Origin of the sequence: Nitrospirillum karajorum (assembly GCF_036348415.1) — a bacterium.
Classification (GTDB): domain Bacteria; phylum Pseudomonadota; class Alphaproteobacteria; order Azospirillales; family Azospirillaceae; genus Nitrospirillum; species Nitrospirillum amazonense_B.
Map to the genome: position 1 here is coordinate 1,219,436 of NZ_JAZBQB010000002.1, position 20,584 is coordinate 1,240,019.

At 65.4% G+C, this 20,584-nt stretch carries 13 protein-coding genes; 6 read left to right on the forward strand and 7 right to left on the reverse strand.

Going from position 1 to position 20,584, the window contains the following annotated elements; all coding sequences use genetic code 11:
• Positions 1–49: 49 nt before the first annotated feature.
• The 3 genes from UCD39_RS12880 (at position 50) to UCD39_RS12890 (ending at position 6,863) form a co-directional block, all read left to right on the forward strand.
• Positions 50–2,770: a response regulator gene (locus UCD39_RS12880; protein WP_330496547.1), complete on the forward strand. Its 2,721-nt coding sequence runs from the start codon at positions 50–52 to the stop codon at positions 2,768–2,770.
• Positions 2,771–2,961: 191 nt separating this feature from the next.
• On the forward strand, positions 2,962–5,046 hold the full coding sequence (locus UCD39_RS12885; RefSeq protein ID WP_330496397.1) for a glycosyltransferase family 2 protein: 2,085 nt from the start codon (positions 2,962–2,964) through the stop codon (positions 5,044–5,046).
• 8 nt (positions 5,047–5,054) lie between these two features.
• Positions 5,055–6,863, forward strand: a complete 1,809-nt coding sequence (locus UCD39_RS12890) for an HAD family hydrolase (RefSeq protein ID WP_330496398.1) — start codon at positions 5,055–5,057, stop codon at positions 6,861–6,863.
• On the opposite strand, the gene UCD39_RS12895 is transcribed toward UCD39_RS12890, so the two are convergent.
• From UCD39_RS12895 to UCD39_RS12915, 5 genes are all read right to left on the reverse strand, one after another.
• Positions 6,844–8,049, reverse strand: coding sequence for an AGE family epimerase/isomerase (locus tag UCD39_RS12895; protein ID WP_330496399.1), 1,206 nt, complete (start codon positions 8,047–8,049; stop codon positions 6,844–6,846). The genes UCD39_RS12890 and UCD39_RS12895 overlap by 20 nt on opposite strands.
• A 97-nt stretch (positions 8,050–8,146) precedes the next feature.
• A complete protein-coding gene (locus tag UCD39_RS12900; RefSeq protein ID WP_330496400.1) occupies positions 8,147–8,869 on the reverse strand; it encodes a hypothetical protein in 723 nt (240 codons plus the stop codon).
• 19 nt (positions 8,870–8,888) lie between these two features.
• Positions 8,889–9,773: an anti-phage protein ZorA-like protein gene (locus UCD39_RS12905; RefSeq protein WP_330496401.1), complete on the reverse strand. Its 885-nt coding sequence runs from the start codon at positions 9,771–9,773 to the stop codon at positions 8,889–8,891.
• A 63-nt stretch (positions 9,774–9,836) separates the two neighbouring features.
• Positions 9,837–10,592 carry an ABC transporter ATP-binding protein gene (locus UCD39_RS12910; RefSeq protein ID WP_330496402.1) on the reverse strand — a complete coding sequence of 252 codons (756 nt, stop codon included), beginning with the start codon at positions 10,590–10,592 and terminating at the stop codon, positions 9,837–9,839.
• A 3-nt stretch (positions 10,593–10,595) separates the two neighbouring features.
• Entirely contained in the window at positions 10,596–11,450 is an 855-nt protein-coding gene (locus UCD39_RS12915; protein ID WP_330496403.1) for an ABC transporter permease, read from the reverse strand.
• A gap of 823 nt (positions 11,451–12,273) precedes the next feature.
• Between UCD39_RS12915 and UCD39_RS12920 the strand changes: the two genes are divergently transcribed.
• The 3 genes from UCD39_RS12920 (at position 12,274) to UCD39_RS12930 (ending at position 17,814) form a co-directional block, all read left to right on the forward strand.
• The gene (locus tag UCD39_RS12920) at positions 12,274–14,481 is read left to right on the forward strand and encodes a TonB-dependent receptor (RefSeq protein WP_330496404.1); all 2,208 of its coding nucleotides are present in this window, start codon (positions 12,274–12,276) and stop codon (positions 14,479–14,481) included.
• Between the two features lie 153 nt (positions 14,482–14,634).
• The gene (locus UCD39_RS12925) at positions 14,635–15,624 is read left to right on the forward strand and encodes a nucleoside hydrolase (RefSeq protein ID WP_330496405.1); all 990 of its coding nucleotides are present in this window, start codon (positions 14,635–14,637) and stop codon (positions 15,622–15,624) included.
• A 12-nt stretch (positions 15,625–15,636) separates the two neighbouring features.
• Positions 15,637–17,814 (forward strand): formylglycine-generating enzyme family protein, encoded by a 2,178-nt coding sequence (locus tag UCD39_RS12930; RefSeq protein ID WP_330496406.1) that lies wholly within the window; start codon positions 15,637–15,639, stop codon positions 17,812–17,814.
• A 141-nt stretch (positions 17,815–17,955) separates the two neighbouring features.
• Here UCD39_RS12930 and UCD39_RS12935 read toward each other — a convergent pair whose 3' ends face one another.
• Positions 17,956–18,633 carry a hypothetical protein gene (locus UCD39_RS12935; RefSeq protein ID WP_330496407.1) on the reverse strand — a complete coding sequence of 226 codons (678 nt, stop codon included), beginning with the start codon at positions 18,631–18,633 and terminating at the stop codon, positions 17,956–17,958.
• Positions 18,634–18,792: 159 nt separating this feature from the next.
• Entirely contained in the window at positions 18,793–20,382 is a 1,590-nt protein-coding gene (locus UCD39_RS12940) for a hypothetical protein (RefSeq protein WP_330496408.1), read from the reverse strand.
• Positions 20,383–20,584 lie beyond the last annotated feature (202 nt).

The window sequence follows — 20,584 nt, forward strand, 5'->3', positions numbered from 1 at the left end:
GCTTACGTATAGTGGTCATTGGTATATAGCTAAGGGCGACAGCTTGAGCGTGGAAGAGGCAGGCGTGACCCGGTCGGTGTCTGAGACGGATCGTATCCGCGCGCTGGAGCATCAGGTGGAGCGCCTGGGCGAAGTCGTGCTGACCCAGTCCCTGCTGGCCGATTCCGAATTGGACCTGGGCGCCTTCATGCAGACGGTGGTGGACCGGTTGCAGCGCCTCACGGGGGCCAAGGGCGCGGTGGTCGAGCTGGCCGAGGGCGAGGACATGGTCTATCGCGCCGCCAGCGGTGCGGTGTCCCAGTTCGTCGGTGTGCGCCTGAAACGCAAGGGCAGCCTCTCCGGCTATTGCGTCGAGACCGCCAGGGTCCTGATGTGCGCGGACAGTGAAACCGATGACCGCGTGGACCGGGCCGCCTGCCGCACCGTGGGTGTCCGTTCCATGATTTGCGCGCCGTTGTTCGAGGCGGGGCGCGCCGTCGGGGTGCTGAAGGTCATGGGCACGGAACCCAACGCCTTCTCGTCCGAGGACGTGGCCCTGCTTCAGATGATGGCCAAGGCCCTGGGCGGGGCGCTGGGCAAGCAACTCAGCTTCCATGAAAAGCAGCTCCTGCTGGAGGAACGGACGGCCACCGTCGCCCGGCTTGAGGTCGAGGTGGCGGAGCGCCGCCGCGCCGAGGCGGCGCTCCAGGCCCAGGCGCTGGAAATGGCGACCTTGGCGGAACAGCGCGACCACGCCCGCCTCGCGGCCGAGGCGGCCAGCCGCGCCAAATCCGAATTCCTGGCCAACATGAGCCACGAGATCCGCACGCCCATGAACGGGGTGCTGGGCATGGCGCAGTTGATCCTGGACACCAAGCTGGATGGCGAGCAACGGATGCTGGCCTCCGCCATTCACGACAGTGGCGAAATGTTGCTGTCCATCCTCAATGACATCCTGGACGTTTCCAAGCTTGAGGCCGGCAAGGTCGATCTGGAAGAGATCGACTTTTCCATGGATGAACTGGCCGATGGCGTCGCCATGCTGCTGTCGCCGAAGGCGGCGGAAAAAGGGCTGGACCTGGTCTGCTACGTCGAGGACGCGGCCCATGGCGCCTATCGCGGCGATCCCACCCGCGTGCGCCAGGTCCTGACCAATTTGGTCGCCAACGCCATCAAGTTCACCAGCCGCGGTTCCGTCGCCATCGAGATCGGCCTGGCATCCGGCGCGGCCGCCCCCAGCGCGGTCGCCGATGCCGATGGCCGATGCCGTCTGCGCATCGCCGTCAGCGATACCGGCATCGGCATTCCGCCGGAGCAGCGCGCCCGCCTGTTCCAGAAGTTCAACCAGGCGGACAGCTCCATCACCCGCCGTTTCGGGGGCACCGGCCTGGGCTTGTCCATCTGCCGTCAGTTGGTGGAACTGATGGGGGGCGAAATCGGGGTGGACAGTGATCCCGGCAAGGGCAGCACATTTTGGTTCGTCGTTCCCCTGCGCCCGGTGGCCGCCACGCTGGTGGACCGGCATACCCTGGCGGGCGGCATCAGGGGCCTGCGGGTGCTGGTGGTCGACGACATCCCCCTGCACCAGAAAATCCTGAAACGTGCCCTGGGCGACCTGGGCCTCGTGGTCAGCTTGGCCGATGGGGCCACATCCGCCCTTGAGGCGCTGGAGCGGAGCTGGGCGGAAGGCCAACCGCCGGACTTGGTGTTGCTGGATTTCGCCATGGCGGACGGGCGGGGTGACATCCTGGGCCAGCGCATCCGGAGTGACAGCCGTTTTGCCGAGACCAAGCTGGTCCTCATCTCCTCCTTCGGGGTGATCGACCGGGGCAACGCGGATGTCGATGTCTTCGCGGCCGTGATGGCCAAGCCGGTGCGGCGCCAAACCCTTCTGGACGTCCTGAGCCGCCTGTTCCTGAGCCAGGTGTCGACCGGTCCCGGCAAGGAGGCGGGCAGCGAAGGGATTGCCCCGGTCACAGCGGCTGGCGCCACGGGCCGCCGTGTGCTGTTGGTCGAGGACAACCAGATAAACCAGCAGGTCGCCCTACTGATGCTGCGCAAGGAAGGGTACGACGTGACCCTGGCGGAGGATGGCGAGGAAGGCGTGCGTGCGGCCACGGCGCCGGGCGCTGTCTTCGACCTGATCCTGATGGATGTGCAAATGCCGCGTATGGACGGGCTGGAGGCCACCCGCCTGATCCGGGCCAGACACGCGGATGAGCGGGTGCCCATCATCGCCCTGACAGCCAATGCCATGGCGGGCATGCGGGAGGAATACCTTGAGGCGGGCATGGACGACGTCGTCGCCAAGCCCTTCGATCAGGGGAAGTTCCTGGCGGCGGTGGCGCGCTGGACCAGCACCTCGCCTCACGAACCCGCCCGGGCGGCGGCGGTTGATCCCCTGGCGTCCACCCCGGTGCTGGACGAGAGCGTCCTGCGGCGGCTGGAGGCGATCGCCGGCCGTGATCAATTCCGCGGCCTGATCGCCAGCCTGGTGGCGCACGGCTATGAACGGCTGGACCGGGTGGCGGCTTTACGGGCACGAGGCGACCTGGACGGGTTACGCGCTGAAGCCCACGATCTGATTTCAACGGCGGGCAGCGCGGGTCTTAAGCGGCTGCAGGCCCTGGGCGAGGCGCTGCACGCCGCCTGTCTCGCTCCGGACCGGCAGCCCGACCGAATATTGTCATTGGCGGATGATACTGTCACGGCGGGGCGCCAGGGCTGGGCCGCGGTAGCAGAGCGCTTTGGCGGTGAACCTCTTTCCGCTGCAGTGAGGGGAGCTGAATAACTGGTGGGGTTTATTGACAGAAATGTCTGTTCTCTATATTTTAACCAGGGCTTCTTTGTCTATCCGGTTCATTGAAGTAATTGTCTGATTTGGCGGATCGGCTGAGATATATTTGGAATAATTTGTTGGTAGTCACGATGCCCTTGACAGAAATGCCAGCCTCCCCGAAGGGGGGTGGCCAAGCGCTCACATTGGATAAGCGGGACGAGCGCATTGCGGAACTTGTCCGCGAGCTGGCGGATCGTGATCTCAACATTGAGCGTCTCAATCAGTTGGTGGATGAGCGCACATATCAATTGCAGGCATCCGACGCAGACAGGAGTGTCCTGCGCCAGGAGTTGGCGCTGATCCATAAATCGCACAGCTGGCGATTGACATCTCCTTTGCGTTGGGCGTCCCGTCGCGCCCGTCAGGCCAAGGTCGCGTTGCGCACCTTGGCACGCACCGCCCGCAATTATGGGGTCCTGGCGATGGCTGTGGATCCTCTGCGCATCCACCGCGACCATGGCGTGGGGGGCGTTAAGTTCTGGCTGATGAATGGCGTTGCCCCCGGCATGCTCTCGGTACCGGTATCGCCGCCTGGTGTCGATGTTATGCCGGTCGCCGGGCGGGGGCCCGACGGTTACGTCTATCGCGCTCCCCGTCCTCCCATCGACTTGGCGGCATCGATCGCGGCCCTGTCCAGGCCGCCCACCTTTTCCATTGTCGTGCCCGTCTACAACACACCGCCCGCTATCCTGGATGCGGCGCTGCGCTCCGTCTCAGCGCAGTGGTATCCCCATTGGCAGCTGGTGTTGGTCGACGATGCGGGAACCGATCCCGCCACGGGCGCTGTGCTGGATGGTGTGCGTGACCCGCGTGTCACCGTGCTGCGTCTGAAGGAGAACAGGGGCATCGCTGGGGCCACCAATGCGGGCCTGGCAGCGGCAACAGGCGATTTCATCGTCTTCCTGGACCACGACGATGAGTTGACGGTCGACTGCCTTTACGAATTGGCGCTGTGCATTGATCGTGACAATCCGGATTTCATCTACAGCGACGAGGACAAGATTACGGAAGATGGGTGTTTCACCCAACCTTTCTTCAAGCCCGATTGGTCGCCCGACACAATAATGAGCACGATGTACACGTGCCATGTCGGCTGCGTGCGCCGGTCTTTGCTGCAGGATCTGGGGGGGCTCAGGTCGGAATATGATGGCTGCCAAGACTGGGACATGGTGTTGCGGATCGCGGAAAGGACACCCCTGATCCGTCATGTACCCAAGGTGCTTTACCATTGGCGCATCATTCCGCAATCCGTCGCCGCGGACCTGAACGCCAAGCCCTATGTCATCGCCACATCCGAGCGGCTGCGCGCCGAGGCCCTTCACCGTCGCGGTCTGGACGGCACCCTGGAGCCTCTGCCTCAGGTGCCGGGATATTATCGCGTGCGGTACAATGTGAGGGGCACGCCGACCGTTTCCATCATCATCCCCACGCGCGACAATTGGCGGGTCCTGGCCGCGTGCATCGACAGTATCCGCGCCAAATCCAGCTACGACAAATATGAGATCGTTGTCCTGGACAATGGAACGAAGGAACCGCCATCGCTGGCCTATCTGAACCGCATCCGTAACTGGCCGGGGGTCAAGGTCATCCGCCATGACTTCCCGTTCAACTACTCGGAATTAAACAACCTGGGCGCCGAATCCGCCACGGGTGATGTGTTGTTGTTCCTGAATGACGACACCGAAGTGGTGACGACCGACTGGATCGAGCGTATGACCGGCTACGCCCAGTTGGACCATGTGGGCGCCGTGGGGGCCAAGCTGCTGTATCCCGGCGGGCGCGAGACGCAACATGCCGGCGTGCTCAATCTGCAAGATGGGCCGGGCCACGCCTTCTGGCGCGCGGATCCAGACGCCCACGGCTATTTCCTGCGTAATCTTCTGGAATACAATTGGCTTGCTGTCACCGGCGCTTGCCTGATGGTCGAGCGGCGAAAGTTCCAGGCTGTCGGTGGCTTCGATGTGAGCCTGCCCATCGCCTATAACGACATCGACATCTGCATGCGTTTGCATGAGGCGGGGTATTATAACGTGATGTGTCAGGCCGTGCGGCTGATCCACCATGAATCCGTCAGTCGTGGCGTGGACCACATGAGCGAAGAAAAGCGGGAGCGGCTGGTGCGAGATCGCCGGCGCCTTTACGATCTGCACCCCAATTTCTATCAGCACGACCCGTTCCATAACCCCAACCTGCATCCTAACGGGATACATTTCGAGGCCGCACGATGACTGTTGTGATGCAGGCTACCGCTGCGGCTGCCGCCACTATGGCCCCGGCCGATGGCGTGCGGGGCCGGGATGAAAGCGTGGCCCTGGCGTTGCGTCAGGCCGTGGCGGCCGCCGACGCCGTCTCCTTCGATTTCTTTGACACGCTGTTCTACCGCGTCGTCGATACCCCGGAAGATGTGTTCGACATCATTGGCCGTCGCTTCGGCCTGTCTGATTTCCGGGCCCAGCGGAAGGCCGCCCAGACCGAGGCGTTCGCCCGCATGCTGAAGGCGGGGCGCAAGGAGATCTCACTGGCCGGCATCTACGAATGCCTGCCCCTGGATCAGGCCCTTGTGCGGTCGCTGCAGGCGGCGGAGTACGCGCTTGAGCTGGACGTCATTCGCCCCGACCCCACGGTATTGGCGGCACTCCACCATGCGCTGGACCAGGGTAAGCCCGTGGTCATTACCTCCGACATGTATTTGACGGAGCCCTTTTTCCGCGAGGCGCTGGAGCGATACGGCGTCCCGTCCGTGCCGCTCTTCATCTCCAGCACCTGTGATGCGACCAAGCGCGACTTCGGCGATCTTTTCGACTTGGTGGCCGACTATCTTCAGGTCCCTCGCGCCCGGCTTCTGCACATTGGCGATAACCCTCGCGGCGACATTGAACAGGCCGGCGCCAAGGGCCTGGCCACCTTCCTCTACCAGCGGGAAACGGTGGCGGCTGCGGCTGTCCGGGCCGACAGCAGCGAGGTGCCGACGGGATTGCGGGGACTGGGGTATAGCCTGGGTGGGCCGTGCGCCGTGGCGTTCCTGGACTGGATGGAAAGGCAGGTACGCCAGGACGGCATCGACCATGTGTTGTTCCTGGCCCGTGACGGCTATGTCATGGATCGTATCGTTCGCGAAAACCCGGGGGCCTGGGACCTGCCGCAGTGCAGTTATTTTGGTGGTTCCCGCACCACCTATACCTTGGCCGCCATCACCGACCAGAATTTCACGACTTATCTTCCCTTCTTCCTATCCGGATCCGATGGCTTGTCGCCCTACGAGGTGCTCGAGCGCATCGGTGTGCCGGCGCCAGCGCCAGAGGTGATGCAGCAGTACGGGCTGGGTGACGATGTCCTCTTGTCGCCGGCCCTGCATGCCCGCATGCATGCCTTCCTGCACGAATACCGCTTTGAGATTCTGGCGATTTGTCGGCGCAACCGGCGCGGCCTGTTCAACTATATGAAGGAACTGGGGTTCCGGCGGGGTACCCGTGTCGCGCTCGTTGATGTGGGGTGGCACGGCACCACGCAGGAGGCGTTCGAGACGGCGGTCCAGCCCATGGTCGATCTGAACGTCCAGGGGTATTATTTTTGCCTCGCTAATAGCGCGGACAGCGCGCGACGCCGACAGCGGCATGCCATGAGGGGGCTGTTTTCCACGGACAGCGTTGCCGACAGCGTGGTGCGGCGCCTTTACGATAACCGGGTGCTGATCGAATTGTTCTTCACTGCCCCGCATAATTCCATCATCGGGCTGGAGCCGGATCCTGCCGGTGTCCGCTGGCTGGAGGACGGGCGCTTCGATGCCAAGGGGGAACTGTCCGCGGCCGCGGCGGCTGTCGCCGAAGGCATACTCGCCTACGCCCGTGACCAGGTGGCGGCGCGCGCGGCGGGTTCGGATGCCGCAACCGATAAGACCCTGCCGCTGGAAACAGCGTGGCGACTGGTGGACCAACTGAGTCGGCCCCAGAAGACTTTGGCCGATACCATTGCCGACCTTAAGAATTTCGACAATTGGGGGGCCACCCGTAACAAGGACGCGTTGCTTAAGGACGCATTGTGCTGAGGTCTCCGCCGCTGGGCTGACGGCCGGTTACACCGTCTGCGGCCTCCATTGCCGCCAGGAACAAGTGATAGGGTGTACTGCCGGGCAGGTCGCGCATGGTCGGTGCACCGGTTTCATCCTGGGTTTCGATCCAGCGCCCGCTGGCGGGATCCAGGAAAACGGCGTTCAGGTGGCTGGCCAGACGCTCCGCCAGGGTGGCGGCGGCGTCGCCGGCAGGCGTTCCGCTGTGTCGCCGCGCTTGCGCCAGCGCGGCCTTGATCGCCTCGGCGACCGGCCAGATCCGACGGGTCCGCAGCAGAGGCGTCCCCTGCGGATCCATCTGGTCCATGATTCCACCGTCGGCCAGGAAGCCATGGGCGACGGCCTTGTCGAACAAGGCGTCAGCCAGCCGCAGCACCGTGGCGTCGCCGCCCTGCCGCACATAGCGGTCTAGCAGCCAGGCCCATTCGAAATGATGCCCGGGCTCCACGATGCGGCCGGTGGCGGGATCAGGGCGCCAGTCCTGGGTGAAGAATTCACCCAGGGTGTGGGTCGTCGCGTCATAAAAACGGCTACGGAACAGACCGACCACGATGCCGGCTTCGGTCAGCCAGGTCTCGTCGCCGGTGAACTCGTGCAAGGCCAGCAGCGCTTCCAGCAAGTGCATGTGTGGGTTTTGCCGCCGGGGGGCGCCGTTCAATGCCCAATCGGCGGCCGCCCCCTCCGCAAGGCCGCCCCATCCACCATCCGGCAAGGCCGGCATCGCCAGCCGGTCCCGCATCAGGCCCCAGGTTTCCTGCGCCAGCGATATGGCCTTCGGTGCCGCGAAGGCCGCGTGCGCATAAGCGAGCCCGAACAGGACAAAAGCGTGGCCGTAAAAGTCCTTGGATCCGTCCAGGGGCTGGCCATCCGGCTGCGCCTTGAAGAACCAGCCGCCATGACGCGCGTCCCAGAAATGGCGAACCAGGAAGTCGTATCCGCGCTCGGCAGCCGTTTGGCCGCTCCGCTCGCCGGCTAGGGCCGCATGGGCCAGGACGTACAACTGCCGTGCCTGCACCATGGACCGCTTGTAGCCCATGGGCAAGGGCTGTTCCGCCGCGTCCAGGCGCTCATGGAAACCGCCCAGGCCCGCGTCGGCGAACCGATCGCGACACAAGGGCAGCAAGCGCTCCAAGGCATAGCGGGTCAAGGCGACAGTCGGCAGCATTGGGGAACCTGTCTCGATCTCGTTGAGAGTTCATCCCGATCGGCTTCCACCCCGGCGCCCTAGCTACGCGGTGGCACCGCCATGGTGAAACTCAGGGTCATTCTGTCCGCGTCCCGCGGGACCGCAGCGGGCGGGGGGCGGGCCGGTGGTGATGTTGGTTCGCAGGCACGTTGGGGGACGGCGCGGGCTGCTCCGTGGCTTGGCCATGCACGGTCAGCACCGGCAGGCCGGCCCGTCCCACCAACTCATACAGTGTCGGCTGGGCAGAGGTCAGCGCGGCGCTCGTTTCCAGCGCCTGGATGCGGGCGACGGTCTGCGGGGCCAAACCATTGGCCGGAGGCGTGGCCTTGATGACCGCGGCGTCCACACGCTCAACCGGGGCGATGGTCGGGCATGCACCGGCGGGCATGTCGGGCGTATCGGCCTTGCACGTCAGATAGCGGGCCAGAATCGTCGCCGCTATGGCCATTCTCTCACGGCCCTCGGGCTTCAGCGCCGTGGCGTCGGACGCGAAAAACTGGGCGGCCGGCAGCGTCAAGGTGCCATTGGCGGCATCGGCCGACGCCTCGATCCGCTGGGCCTGCAAATCCTTGAGCAGCGCCTCGATCATGCGCGCGCGCTCTTCCATCAGCTTGGCGATGGTTTCCTGATAGGCCTTTTCAGACTGTTCATCCTTTGACTGGGGCGTTTCATCGATGTTGTACATCGATAAGGCCATCAGCATGATCAGGAAGATGAAGACGATGCCGGCCATCAGGTCGGACATGGAGGCGAAATAGCTCTCCTGGTCGTCCCCGTGTGCCCTGGTTCCCCGTCGCATGGCCGCGTTCCCGCCTTACCTAGGACGCCTGCCCCGCCGCCGTATCCGGCAGAGGGTTGGCTTGGGGGGCGGTCGCCGACGCGTCGCTCCCGTCCTGCGCCCAGTTGCCCAATAGCCGGTGGGCGGAGATCAAGGGGAAACACAGCTCGACGGCACGGCACAGATCATCCAGTGCCGCCTGCACTTTGCGCTGCCAGTGCCGGACGACGACGGATGTCACCAGGGAGGCGCCGATGCCGACGACCGAGCTGACGAACTTCATGGTGGACGCGGCCAGCAGCTGGCCCAGGGCCTGGCGCGCCTGCGCCAAGTCGCCCATCTGCAGGCCCTTGCTGGCGAAGTACAAGCCGGCCACCAGCCCCAGGAAGGTGAACATCAGGCCCACGCCCACGAAATAATTGGGCAGCGCCACGTAGAACCGGAAATCCAGACCGCGGCTTTCCATGGCTTCCATGGAAAAATATTCCTGGGGCCGGATGGTGGAGTAGGCGCGCCGCTGGGGGCCATGGCCGGCATCCAGCAGCGTGGACTCGAACATCCGCCATTCATCCATCAGCAGCGGGCTGGACTCCATCAGCCGCTTCATCGACGCAGACCGGCGGTCATTGGGCTCCGCCATGATCAACATGGCCGACGCGGTGACCGATTTCAGGGTCTCCAAGGTCCGCCGCACCTGGCCGGCCCAGAAGCCCGCTAACAGACCGAAGCAGGCCACCATCATGCCCGCCGCCAGCACCAGGGCGAACTCGGGCTGGCCGAACAGCGCCAGGTAGACCACCGCCACCGGCTTGGCCAGTTCACGGATCGTCAGGAAGAAGGACGATGCGTCACCGCCTTGGGCCAGCTTGAACCCAATAAGGGCCACGGCGACGGCGATGCCCGCCCAGACGTATTTTCTGACCATGGTCGGCGGCGTTTTCCAGAATGTCGAATGGGGTGTGGACAGGGCGACCGACGCCCTCGGGCGTCAGGCCTCAGCCAGCGACTGTTGATAAATCGCCGCCACTTCGGCCAGGGGACCGTAAGCGATGACGTTGCCGTTCCGCAAGTACAGCCCTTTGTTGCACCACTTTTCCAGCAATTCCAGGGAGTGCGAGGCCAGGACCATCAGGCTGGAGCGCTGCACGAAATCCTCCATGCGCTTCTGGGCTTTGGCCAGGAAATGGCTGTCGCCTGCGGCCAGCCATTCATCCATCAGCAGGATTTCGGGCTCGACACAGGTGGACGCCGCGAAGGCCAGGCGCAACATCATGCCGGCGGAATAGGTGCGGACCGGCATGTCGATATACGGACCCAGTTCGGTGAACTCGACCACCTCCTCGACATGGACCTGCATATCCTTGGGATGGATGCCCATGTACATGCCGCGCAGCATGATGTTCTCACGGCCGGTGGCATCCGGGTTCATGCCCATCTGCACGTCCAGCAGCGCGGAGACGCGGCCCTGGGTGTGAAGGGCGCCGCTGGTCGGCTCATAAATCCCGGCCAGGGTCTTGAGCAGCGTCGTCTTGCCGGACCCATTCGGGCCGATCAGTCCAACACGGTCGCCCTTGTCGATCGTCAGGGTCAGATGGTTCAGGGCGCGGACCAGGATACGATTGGCGGCGTCACGAGCGAGGTTAGTTCCCATCGGCGCCGAAAACAGCGCTTTCTTAAGGGAGCGGCCGTTCGCCTGATAGATGGGGAATTCGACCGTGAGGTCTTGCAAATGCAGGGAGGCCATAAATCACACCCAGTAAGCGATCCGGGACCGGAAGCGGCTGAAGAAAACGGCGGTCACCAACAACCCACCCACAGTCATGATGCCGACGATCTGCCAGGAGTAAGGGGCGAACGGTTCGCCCAACAATGGTGCGCGGACGACGTCGATGGCGGCGAACAGGGGGTTGAAGTCGCCCACATGTCGATACTTGCCCAGTGTTTCCACGGTCCAGAACACAGGCGTCACGAAGAAGACGACCTGAAGCAGCGCCGCCACGATTGGCGGAACGTCGCGGAACCGGGCACTGAGCATGCCCAGCAGGATGCTGATCCAGAAACCGTTGATGCACAGAAGGACCAGGCCCGGGATGACCATCAGCGCTTCCCAGCCGATGCCGTGTCCCATCATCAGGAAGACGATGGGGATCAGGACGGCGTTATGGCCCAGGATCAACAGGTTGCGGAAGACGCTGCGCAGCACATGCACGGTATAAGGCAGGCGAACCTGCTGAATGGCGTGCTGCACCGACATGAAGGCGGAGCAGCCATCCGTGATTACCGATGAAATGAACTGCCAAACCAGCAGGCCCAGGGTCAGGAAGGGAACATAGCGTTCCGGATCCAGATGGAAGATCTGGGAATACACGAAGCCCATGGCCGCGATCATGATGGCGGTGCTGAACGTCAGCCACAGCGGGCCCAGCACGGAGCCGCGATAGCGCAGCACGATATCCTGCATGGCCATGGCGCGCCAAAGCCAATGCTGGTTCATGCCATTGGCCAAGTCGCGCAGGGCCAGGCGTCCCCGGTTGGGCGTCGCGGGCTTGTTGGTCTGGACGGGACCCGCCTGGGCGGAAAGCGGCTTACCGGCGACTGTCATGGGGAACGCGGCTCCAAAACTAATCTCACCATGCTCTCGGTCCCAGATACGGGCTGACCGGACTTCCTGCCACCCGGCCACGGCGGGATGTCCGTCTGCCGGCCTCGGGGCAAGATGGCCAAAGGGCGAGCGCGCCTTGAGCATCCCGCGCGCCTTGCCGAAACATCCAAAGCCGAAGGCGTGACCATGAGCACTGTTATCGCTGAGGGGGTACCATAACCCCGTCCCCCTGTTCCATCTTAAAACCTCAAACCTCGTCGCCACGGATCGCGTGGCCAAACACGCGGGCGCCGGGCGTCGACAGTGGCGCCAATGCCGTGTCGTGCCGGGGTGGTGGCCGACTGCACTCATATAGTGTGGCTATTGTGGGGCGCCCGCGGGGTGAAGCGCCGGTGCGTGGCTGCGGGGTGGGCAGGGGTTGATGTCGACTGCCCATAAATTGCGCATACGTTGGGTGCCGCGCCTAAGGCATGGGCAGTGTTTTTCCTGCCGTGCCCGCCTGCCAGTCGATTTTCCTTGCGCATCTGCGGCAATTTGAAACTGGCGCCTTTCTTGCTAGTTGCAGGGCAAGGCAAGGGCGTGGGTGCCGCATTGCGGCAACACTCGCGCATCAAATACGCGCATCCCCGCAAAATTCTGATTGGTCTTCGCTTTCTTGTTGGATTTGAAAGACCTTCAGGAGTAGTGGGGCTGCCACAAACAAAATCTGCCATGTACCCTCCCCCGGCTGGTCACAGCCTAGCCTTTAGGGCGCGGGGGCCGGCGCGACGGGCAACGCAAAAGCAGGTTCGCCAAGGGCCTGGAAAAAGTGAAGGGATCGAGCATGATGAGGGTTGAGAAGAGCCGCGGGCTGAAGTCCGCGCTGCTGGGTATGTCGGCATTGAGCCTCTTGGGGCTGGCCACCGTGGCGCAGGCCGCCGCAGCCGACGACAATTCCGACAAGCTGGATGAGATCATCGTGTCGGCCGAGCGCCGGCCGGCGCTGGAGCGTGAGGTGCCCATCGCCGTCACGTCCATCAGCGGTGAGAAGCTGGACGTGCTGAACTCCAGCGGCATGGACATCCGCTTCCTGGCGGCGCGTACCCCCAGCCTACAGGCGGAGTCGTCCTTCGGCCGTACCTATCCGCGCTTCTACATCCGCGGCCTGGGCAACGCCGATTTCGACCCCAACGCGTCGCAGCCGGTGTCGGTGGTGTACGACGACGTCGCCATGGAAAACCCCATGCTGAAGGCCTTCCCGGTCTTCGACGTGGGTGCCGTGGAAGTGCTGCGTGGCCCCCAGGGCACGCTGTTCGGCAAGAACACCCCGGCCGGCGTGGTCAAGATCGACAGCGCCAAGCCCAGCGACACCTTCGGTGGTTTCGCCGACCTGACCTACGGCACCTATGACACGGTGAACTTCACCGGCGCCGTGGGCGGCCCCATCGTCAAGAACGTGCTGAAGTACCGCGCCTCGGTCAACATGCAGCGCCGTAACGACTGGGTGCAGAACGAGGATATCTCCACGAAGAACGACACGGACTTCGAGGGTTACCGCGATCTGGCCGGCCGTTTCCAGCTGGAATACACGCCGAATGAGAACCTGGATGTCCTGCTGAACGTCCACGGCCGCCAGCTGGACGGCTCCGCCCGCCTGTTCCGCGCCAACATCATCCAGAAGGGCACCAACGACCTGGTCCCGGGCTTCGACATCGAGAAGGCCAACCAGGACGGCGCCAACCCGCAGAAGCTGAACTCCTTCGGCTCCAACCTGCACATCGTTTACGACGCCGGCCCCGTCACCGTCACCTCGGTCAGCGGCTATGAGCGCGCCAACGTGTTCAGCCGGGGCGACATCGACGGTGGCGTGCCCTCCGACGTGCCGTTCTCGGTGGAAACCGGCGGCTACAACTCCCCGCGTGAGCTGAGCCAGGAAGTGCGCTTCGCCTCCAACGACCTGGGGCCGTGGCTGCTGCAGGGCGGCCTGTACTACTTCAACTCCTACCTGGCCGGTAAGGACTACGACTACATCACCGCCACCGGCGCTATCGACGACCAGGTCCGCCACAAGGACCGCAGCGAGACCGACGGCGTCTTCGGTTCGGTGAAGTACAAGGTCACCGATGCCCTGACCCTGGGCGGCGGCGTGCGCTATTCGCACGACAACAAGTCGGTCGAATCCATCCGTGACTTCGGCTACACGGGTCCCATCTACCTGCGCACCAGCGTCAACGGCGGCAACGCCTCCTGGGACGTGTCGGCCGACTACGCCATCAACAGCGATGTCAACGCCTTCGTCCGCGTGGCGACCGGCTACCTGGCCCCGTCCATCCAGGACCGTATCACCTTCGCCAACGCCACCTCGACGGCCAAGGCCGAGACCACCATCTCGTATGAGGCGGGCGTCAAGTCGTCGCTGTTCGACAAGCGCGCCAGCTTGAACCTGACCGGCTATTACTACGATACCAGCGACATGCAGCTGACCGCCGTGGGCGGCGCCAGCAACACCGCCCGCCTGCTGAACGCCGACCATGCCATCGGCTATGGCGTGGAACTGGAGATCGAGGCCAAGCCCGTGGAGCACATGCTGGTCACCGCCGGCGGCAGCTACAACCACACGGAAATCCAGGACCCGAACGTGTCGGTCGCCACCTGCGGCGGCGGCTGCACCGTGACGAACGCGCTGAACGCCCAGGGCAACGCCCTGCTGAACGGCAACCCCCTGCCTGAGGCGCCCAAGTGGATCCTGAACGCCACGTTCCGCTATGGCGTGCCCGTGGGCCTGGATGGCGAGGTGTTCTTCTACACCGACTGGGCCTATCGCGGTGAAGACAACTTCTTCCTGTACACGGCCAAGGAGTTCACCGGAAAGGCCTTCCTGGATGGTGGCATCCGCGTCGGCTACAAGAACGACGCTGGCTATGAAGTCGCCGCCTTCGTCCGCAACGTGCTGGACCAGGTGCGCGTCATCGGCGCCATCGACTTCAACAATCTGACGGGCATGGTCAACGAACCCCGCATCATCGGTGTTCAGGCCAAGTACTCGTTCTAAGACGGTGTCGCGCGATCCCGGTGGCGGCGGGTCCGCCGCCGGGTGATCGTGATACATGCAGTTCAGGCAGGGGCCCGGCCGTGGCAGCGGCGGGTCCTTGTTCCTATGTGCCCCGTCGCGGCGGGGACCCGTCCCGTCTGTCGGGGAAGACCCATGACGCGCTCCATGCTTCGCATCGCCTTGCTTTTCCGGATACTCTGCGCCGGTGCCGCCTGTGCCGTCCTGCCGGCCGCTTCCGGCATCGCGGCGCCCGCTGCGGCGGAGAAGGTCATCATCGACACCGACATCGGCGATGACATTGATGACGCTTTCGCCCTGGCCGCCGCGCTGAACGATCCGCGCCTGGACATCCTGGGGGTTACAGCGGCGTGGGGCGACACCGGCTTGCGGGTGCGCCAGCTGCAACGCCTGCTCAGCATCGCCGGTCGGGCCGACATTCCCGTGGCGCAGGGGCCCGCCACGCCCAACACCACGCCCTATACGCAGAAGCGCTGGGCGGAGGGACAGCCGGTCCCGGCCGCGCCCGCGCCGTCCGCCGTGGATTTCATCCTGGACCAGGCGCGCCGCCATCCCGGCCAGGTCACCCTGATTTCCCTGGCGCCGCCCAGCACCCTGGGCGCCCTGATCGACCGTGACCCCGCCGGTTTCGCCAAGCTGAAGCGGGTGGTGATGATGGGCGGGTCCGTCTATGCCGGGTATGACGACACCGGCTATGGCCCGCTGAAGGGCCCGACGCCGGAATACAACATCTTCTCCGACATCCCCGCGGCCAAGAAGCTGTTCACCAGCGGCGTGCCCCTGGTGGTGATGCCGCTCGACAGCACCCGGCTGAAACTGGACGAGGTGAAGCGCGACCTGCTGTTCGCCGCCGGCGCGCCCATGACCGACGCCCTGGCCCTGATGTACCACCAGTGGCGCCACCTGAACGGCTGGGGCCAGATCACACCCACCCTGTTCGACCTGGTGCCCGTGGCCTATGTGCTGGACCCCAAGCTGTGCCCCACCACGCCGCTGCGCCTGGTGGTGGGCGACAAGGGCGAGACGACGCCAGTGGCGGGCCCCGCCAACGCCCAGGTCTGCCTGAAGGAAGACAAGGAAGGCATCCTGGACCTGCTGATGAACGGCCTGCTGGCCCAGCACTAGGGGGGACAGCCCATGCGCCGCCTGCTGGCCGCTTTTCTAGGCACGCTGTTAACCGGCACCGCTGGAGCGCAGGATACCCAGGCGGTGCCGTACGGCAGCTGGAAACAGCCGATGATCTCCGGTCCCGCCTGCCTTGCCTGGCGGGAAGCGTGGGAGGGCGGGACGCGGGACTGCACGGGCGCCGATTACGAGGCCTGGCTGGCCGATGTCCGCCATTGGCGCCAGGAACGCCGCATCCGCATCGGCTATGATCCCGCCCGCTATGACGATCCCCGGCTGGTCTGGACCCGCACCAGCTTCGTCCAGACCCAGATGATGGTGGAGGATCGCTATTTCTATGATCCGGTTGCCGGGCGCTACACCGTCGACCGCTACCTGGATGATCTGACGGCCCGCTTCGGCGGCATCGACGCCGTGCTGCTGTGGCCCGATTACCCCAACATGGGCATCGATGACCGCAACCAACTGGACCAGGTGGCCAACCTGCCGGGCGGGCTGCCCGCGGTGAAGGCCATGGTGGCGGATTTTCACCGCCGGGGCGTGCGCGTGCTGCTGCCCATGATGATGTGGGACCAGGGGACGCGGGCGCCGGCCCAGCCCTGGCCACAGGCCATCGCCGCGCTGGCCCGGGAAATCGGTATCGACGGCATCAACGGCGATACCCAGGATGGCGTGCCGCTGGCCTTTGCCCTGGCGGCGGACAAGGCGGGCCATCCCCTGGCCTTCCAGCCCGAAGGGGTGATGGCGGATGAGGCCGTGGCCTGGGACCTCATGTCCTGGGGCCAGTACGCCTTCGCGCCCGTGCCCAAGGTCGACCGCTACAAATGGCTGGAGCCCCGGCACATGGTCAACATCTCGGACCGCTGGGCCCGGGATAAGACCGACGACCTGCACTACGCCTTCTTCAACGGCGTCGGCTGGGAGGCGTGGGAGAACGTCTGGGGCATCTGGAACGGCATCAGCCCCCGCGATGGTGAGGCGATGCGCCGGGTGGCGACCCTGGAACGGGGCTTGGCGCCCCTGCTGTCCAGCCCGGACTGGCAGCCCTTCTACCCCACCCGCGCCGCCGGCGTGTACGCCAGCCGCTGGCCCGGCGCCGACGGCCGGGTGGCTTGGACCATCGTCAATCGCAACGACCATGCCCTGGACCAGACGGTGCTGGCCGTGCCGGCGGAGGGATTGGCCCTGCGGTATTTCGACCTTTACCATGGTGTGGAACTGACACCTCGGCGGGAGGGGGATCGGCTGCTGCTGTCCTTCCCGCTGGAGGCCCAGGGTTTCGGCGCCGTGCTGGCCCTGCCGGGGGCGCCGGACGCCGCCACCCTCGGCCTGATGCGGACCATGACGGCGATGACGGCCACCAACCTGGCCAGCCTGCCGCGCACCTGGGCGCCGCTGCCTCAGCACCTGGTCGATATCCCGGCCACCGCTCCCGCCGCCACGGCGCCCGAGGGCATGGTGGAAATTCCCGCCGGCGACTTCACCTTCCGCGTCCAGGGGTTGGAGATCGAGGGCGGCACCAATGCCGGCGTCGATGTCGCCTATCCTTGGGAGGGAGAGGCACGGCGCTATCATGAACACCGGCTCTCGTTGCCGCGCTTTTTCATGGACCGCTTTCCCGTGACCAACGCGCAGTTCAAGCGCTTCCTGGACGCCAGCGGCTACCACCCCAAGGACGACCGCAACTTCCTGAAGGACTGGAAGGGCGGCAGCTATCCCGCCGGCTGGGACGACCGGCCCGTCACCTGGGTATCGCAGGAGGATGCGCGCGCCTACGCCGCCTGGGCCGGCAAGCGCCTGCCCCACGAATGGGAATGGCAGTACGCCGCGCAAGGGCACGACGGCCGCCGATATCCCTGGGGCGACGCTTGGCGGGATGACGCCACGCCGGTGCCGGAAAGGGGCCGCGCCGTGCGTCTGCCCGACCCCGTGGGGACACACCCGGCGGGGGCCAGCCCCTTCGGCGTACAGGACCTGGTAGGCAACGTCTGGCAATGGACGGACGAATACCAGGACGACCATACCCGCGCCGCCATCCTGCGCGGTGGCAGCCTGTATCAGCCCCAGGGTTCCATCTGGTATTTCCCCCAGGCCTATCGCAACGACCAGCACGGCAAATTTCTGCTGATGGCCCCGTCGCGCGACCGTTCGGCGCTGGTTGGGTTCCGCTGCGTCAGGGACGCGGGCTGAGCGGCGACCCTACCCTAAGGCGCGCTTACCGGCCGGCCCCGCCAGGTGTACGCTTTTCCCGCCCAGTGCCCTGGGGGTGGCGGTTCTGGGAAAAGACGGGGGGACCGTGTGGAACGGCGTTGGCGACATCGGCAAGGCGGATCACCGCGGCTGCGGCGTCGCCATTGCGTTGTCCTCCTGCTGGCCGTAGTGCTGTGCGCCGCGTCCGGCGCACGCGCGAACCCAGCGCCGGCGGGCCCACCCGTTCCCGTCCAGGAATTGCACGTTCCACGCCATGGCCCGTTCGATGCCAAGGCCCCCAGCATGTGCGATGAAATCCTGCAGGCTTTGATCCGGCAGGCATCCGGCGTGCGGCTGGTATGGTCCACGGACTGGCTGACCCACGACCGGGCGGTCCAGGAATTGGCCGCCGGGCGCCTCGATTTCGACTGCGGCTATTACCGGACGGCGGCGCGCGAGACGCGCGTGCTCTATTCCCGCCAGCCTGTTCTGAGGCTGGAAACGGTGTTGGCGGTGCGCGCCGGGGACCCTGCCGCCATTACTTCCTTCGCGGAACTGCGCGCCGCGCTGGAGAAGGGGCACGACACCGTTCTGGTCAACGCCGGCTCCGCCTTTCTGGACCGTCTGCACAAGGCCGGCATCGATGACCGCCACATCGACGCCTGGGGCAGTCATAGCGACACCAACCTGCGCAAGCTGATGAGCGGCCGCGGCCGCTTCTACATCTTCCGCAACCCCGGCCTGACGGAAACCCTTCGGAACAATGGGTGGGAGGACCGCGTCCGTATCCTGCCCCAGCCGCTGGCGGTGGATGACCAATACCTGGTCTTTTCCCCCACCTTGATCCGGAGGTCCGGGAACGGCTGGAGGTGGCCCTGGCCCGCCTGGTCACCGACGGCACGCTGGCGCAAATCGCGTCCCAGCATGGGGGCCACCCGCCCGGCCTTTAATGCCGGATCGGAGGCGCGGAGGCGGTCGTCAGCCCGCGTTCCCCAGCCGGCGTTCCTCAGCCAGGGTGACGAAGGCCACCAGGTTGGCATCCCGCCAATGCTTGGTCCGCCGCAGTTCGTTCTGCGCCTTCGTCAGCAGGGTGGTGATCAGGGTGATCTCGGCGCCGGTCAGGGGGGTGGCGTCGCGCAGGCGATCCGTCGCGGTCTGTACCAGCCCCTGGTCCAACAGGGTCATGCTTTCGCGCAAGTCGGCACCCACGGCCTGCGACAGTTCCGCCGCGCGCACCGCCTGGCCCAGCCGTTCCCGGCTGTCGCCCACCTCGGTGCGGGAAAAGGCCGCGCGGTAGGCGTCCGTCAGATCCTCCACCAGCCGGTCGCGGAAATCACTGTAGCGGGTGCCCCAATGCAGGCTGCGCGTCAGGGTGTTGCGCCACCGCATGGTGTAGCCCAGCGCCCAGGCCAGCGCGGCATGGTCCAGCGCCGCCCGGCCCTTGGCGTGTGCCGTGACGGATACCCGGGTGGACAGATAGGGGTAAAGGGTGCCCTCCACCTTCTTGATCATCGTGTCCAGGTTGCCATGGGCCAGGCTGGCTTCCCGGCCATCGCGCAGCATGTCGAATTCATCGAACAGGGTCAGCAGGTCATCCAGGTGGACCAGTTCGCGCTCCAGCAGCTCCCGCCGGTCGGACGCCACCACCAGGGGGCGGCGGGCGACCTCGCCCGCGCCGGCCAGTTGCCCCAGCTCATCGGCCAGCACCTGGCAGGTGCGGGCCAGATGGCGCACCAGGGCCGACAACAGCACGGGTTGCCAATCGGTGGGACCCTGCACCAGATAACCGCTCATCTGCCGGTAGGCGCGATGGCGGTTCAGCAGCACCAGGGGCATCAGCAAGGCCAATTGGGCGGCCTGGGCCTGTGGCACGGATGGCGGCTGGAACGCCAGCACGGCGGCGGCACCCTCGGCCCCGCCACCATCGTCGTCGCTGTTCAGGCCCAGGACCAGGCGGCTGTAATGACTGCCATTCTCCAGCAGCACGTGCAGCAACGACAGATCGGCCGCCATCAGGGGCCGGGGGGCGAAGCCCAGGCCCTTGCGCGCGGCCTCCGCCCGGCGCCAGGCGTTCATCGCCTCCAGCAAATCCTTGGTGGCCGCTTTATCCGGCAGGGTCTGGCCCAGCCGCGCGGCGGCTGCTACGCGCAACTCCTCCCGCAGGGCCAGGGCTTTGGGCGTGCGCAGCACCACGAACAGCGGCTGTTCCTGGGCCAGGGCCGACAGGGTTTCGTCGACAGTACGACTCAAGGGCGCCAAGGGCTTGGCCGCCAACGCCGACCACAGCCCCCCCACATCCAGGGGATGGATGCTGCCCGGGCAATGGAACTCCTCCCGCAGCAGCCACGGGTCGCTGGTCAGGAAGGGTTCGAACAGCTGGGTGAACTGGCGGCGCGCATGGGCCTGGCGCTGGGCGTTCAGTTTTTGGATCAGGGCGCGCCGCACCACCGCCCGGCTCTGGTCGGGGCTGGCGTCGACTTCCTCGAACAGCTTGCGTGCTGCCTCGGGCGACAGCCGGTCCACCAGGTCGCTCAGCGTGCGGGCGCGCTCTTCTTCCGCGGGGCTCATGCCCTGCCTCGATGGCCGCGGTGGCGCGCCGTGCTCAACCCCATGCTTCCAACCTCATACCCCGCAACCTCACACGGCGAGCGCCGCTCGCATCCAGTCCGCCGGCGATATTTCCGGCAGGTAAACCAATCTGGCCCAAGGTAATACGCCCAGGGCTGTTGGCCGACAATTATCTTAAAGGTTCGGGCCTGGCGACGCCGGA

Bases quoted from the DNA above. Each gene is read 5' to 3' on its own strand.
- UCD39_RS12930 (WP_330496406.1), top strand. From the start codon at position 15,637: ATGCGCCGCCTGCTGGCCGCTTTTCTAGGCACGCTGTTAACCGGCACC.
- UCD39_RS12900 (WP_330496400.1), bottom strand. From the start codon at position 8,869: ATGCGACGGGGAACCAGGGCACACGGGGACGACCAGGAGAGCTATTTC.
- UCD39_RS12895 (WP_330496399.1), bottom strand. From the start codon at position 8,049: ATGCTGCCGACTGTCGCCTTGACCCGCTATGCCTTGGAGCGCTTGCTG.
- UCD39_RS12905 (WP_330496401.1), bottom strand. From the start codon at position 9,773: ATGGTCAGAAAATACGTCTGGGCGGGCATCGCCGTCGCCGTGGCCCTT.
- UCD39_RS12915 (WP_330496403.1), bottom strand. From the start codon at position 11,450: ATGACAGTCGCCGGTAAGCCGCTTTCCGCCCAGGCGGGTCCCGTCCAG.
- UCD39_RS12925 (WP_330496405.1), top strand. From the start codon at position 14,635: ATGACGCGCTCCATGCTTCGCATCGCCTTGCTTTTCCGGATACTCTGC.
- UCD39_RS12910 (WP_330496402.1), bottom strand. From the start codon at position 10,592: ATGGCCTCCCTGCATTTGCAAGACCTCACGGTCGAATTCCCCATCTAT.
- UCD39_RS12890 (WP_330496398.1), top strand. From the start codon at position 5,055: ATGCAGGCTACCGCTGCGGCTGCCGCCACTATGGCCCCGGCCGATGGC.
- UCD39_RS12920 (WP_330496404.1), top strand. From the start codon at position 12,274: ATGATGAGGGTTGAGAAGAGCCGCGGGCTGAAGTCCGCGCTGCTGGGT.
- UCD39_RS12940 (WP_330496408.1), bottom strand. From the start codon at position 20,382: ATGAGCCCCGCGGAAGAAGAGCGCGCCCGCACGCTGAGCGACCTGGTG.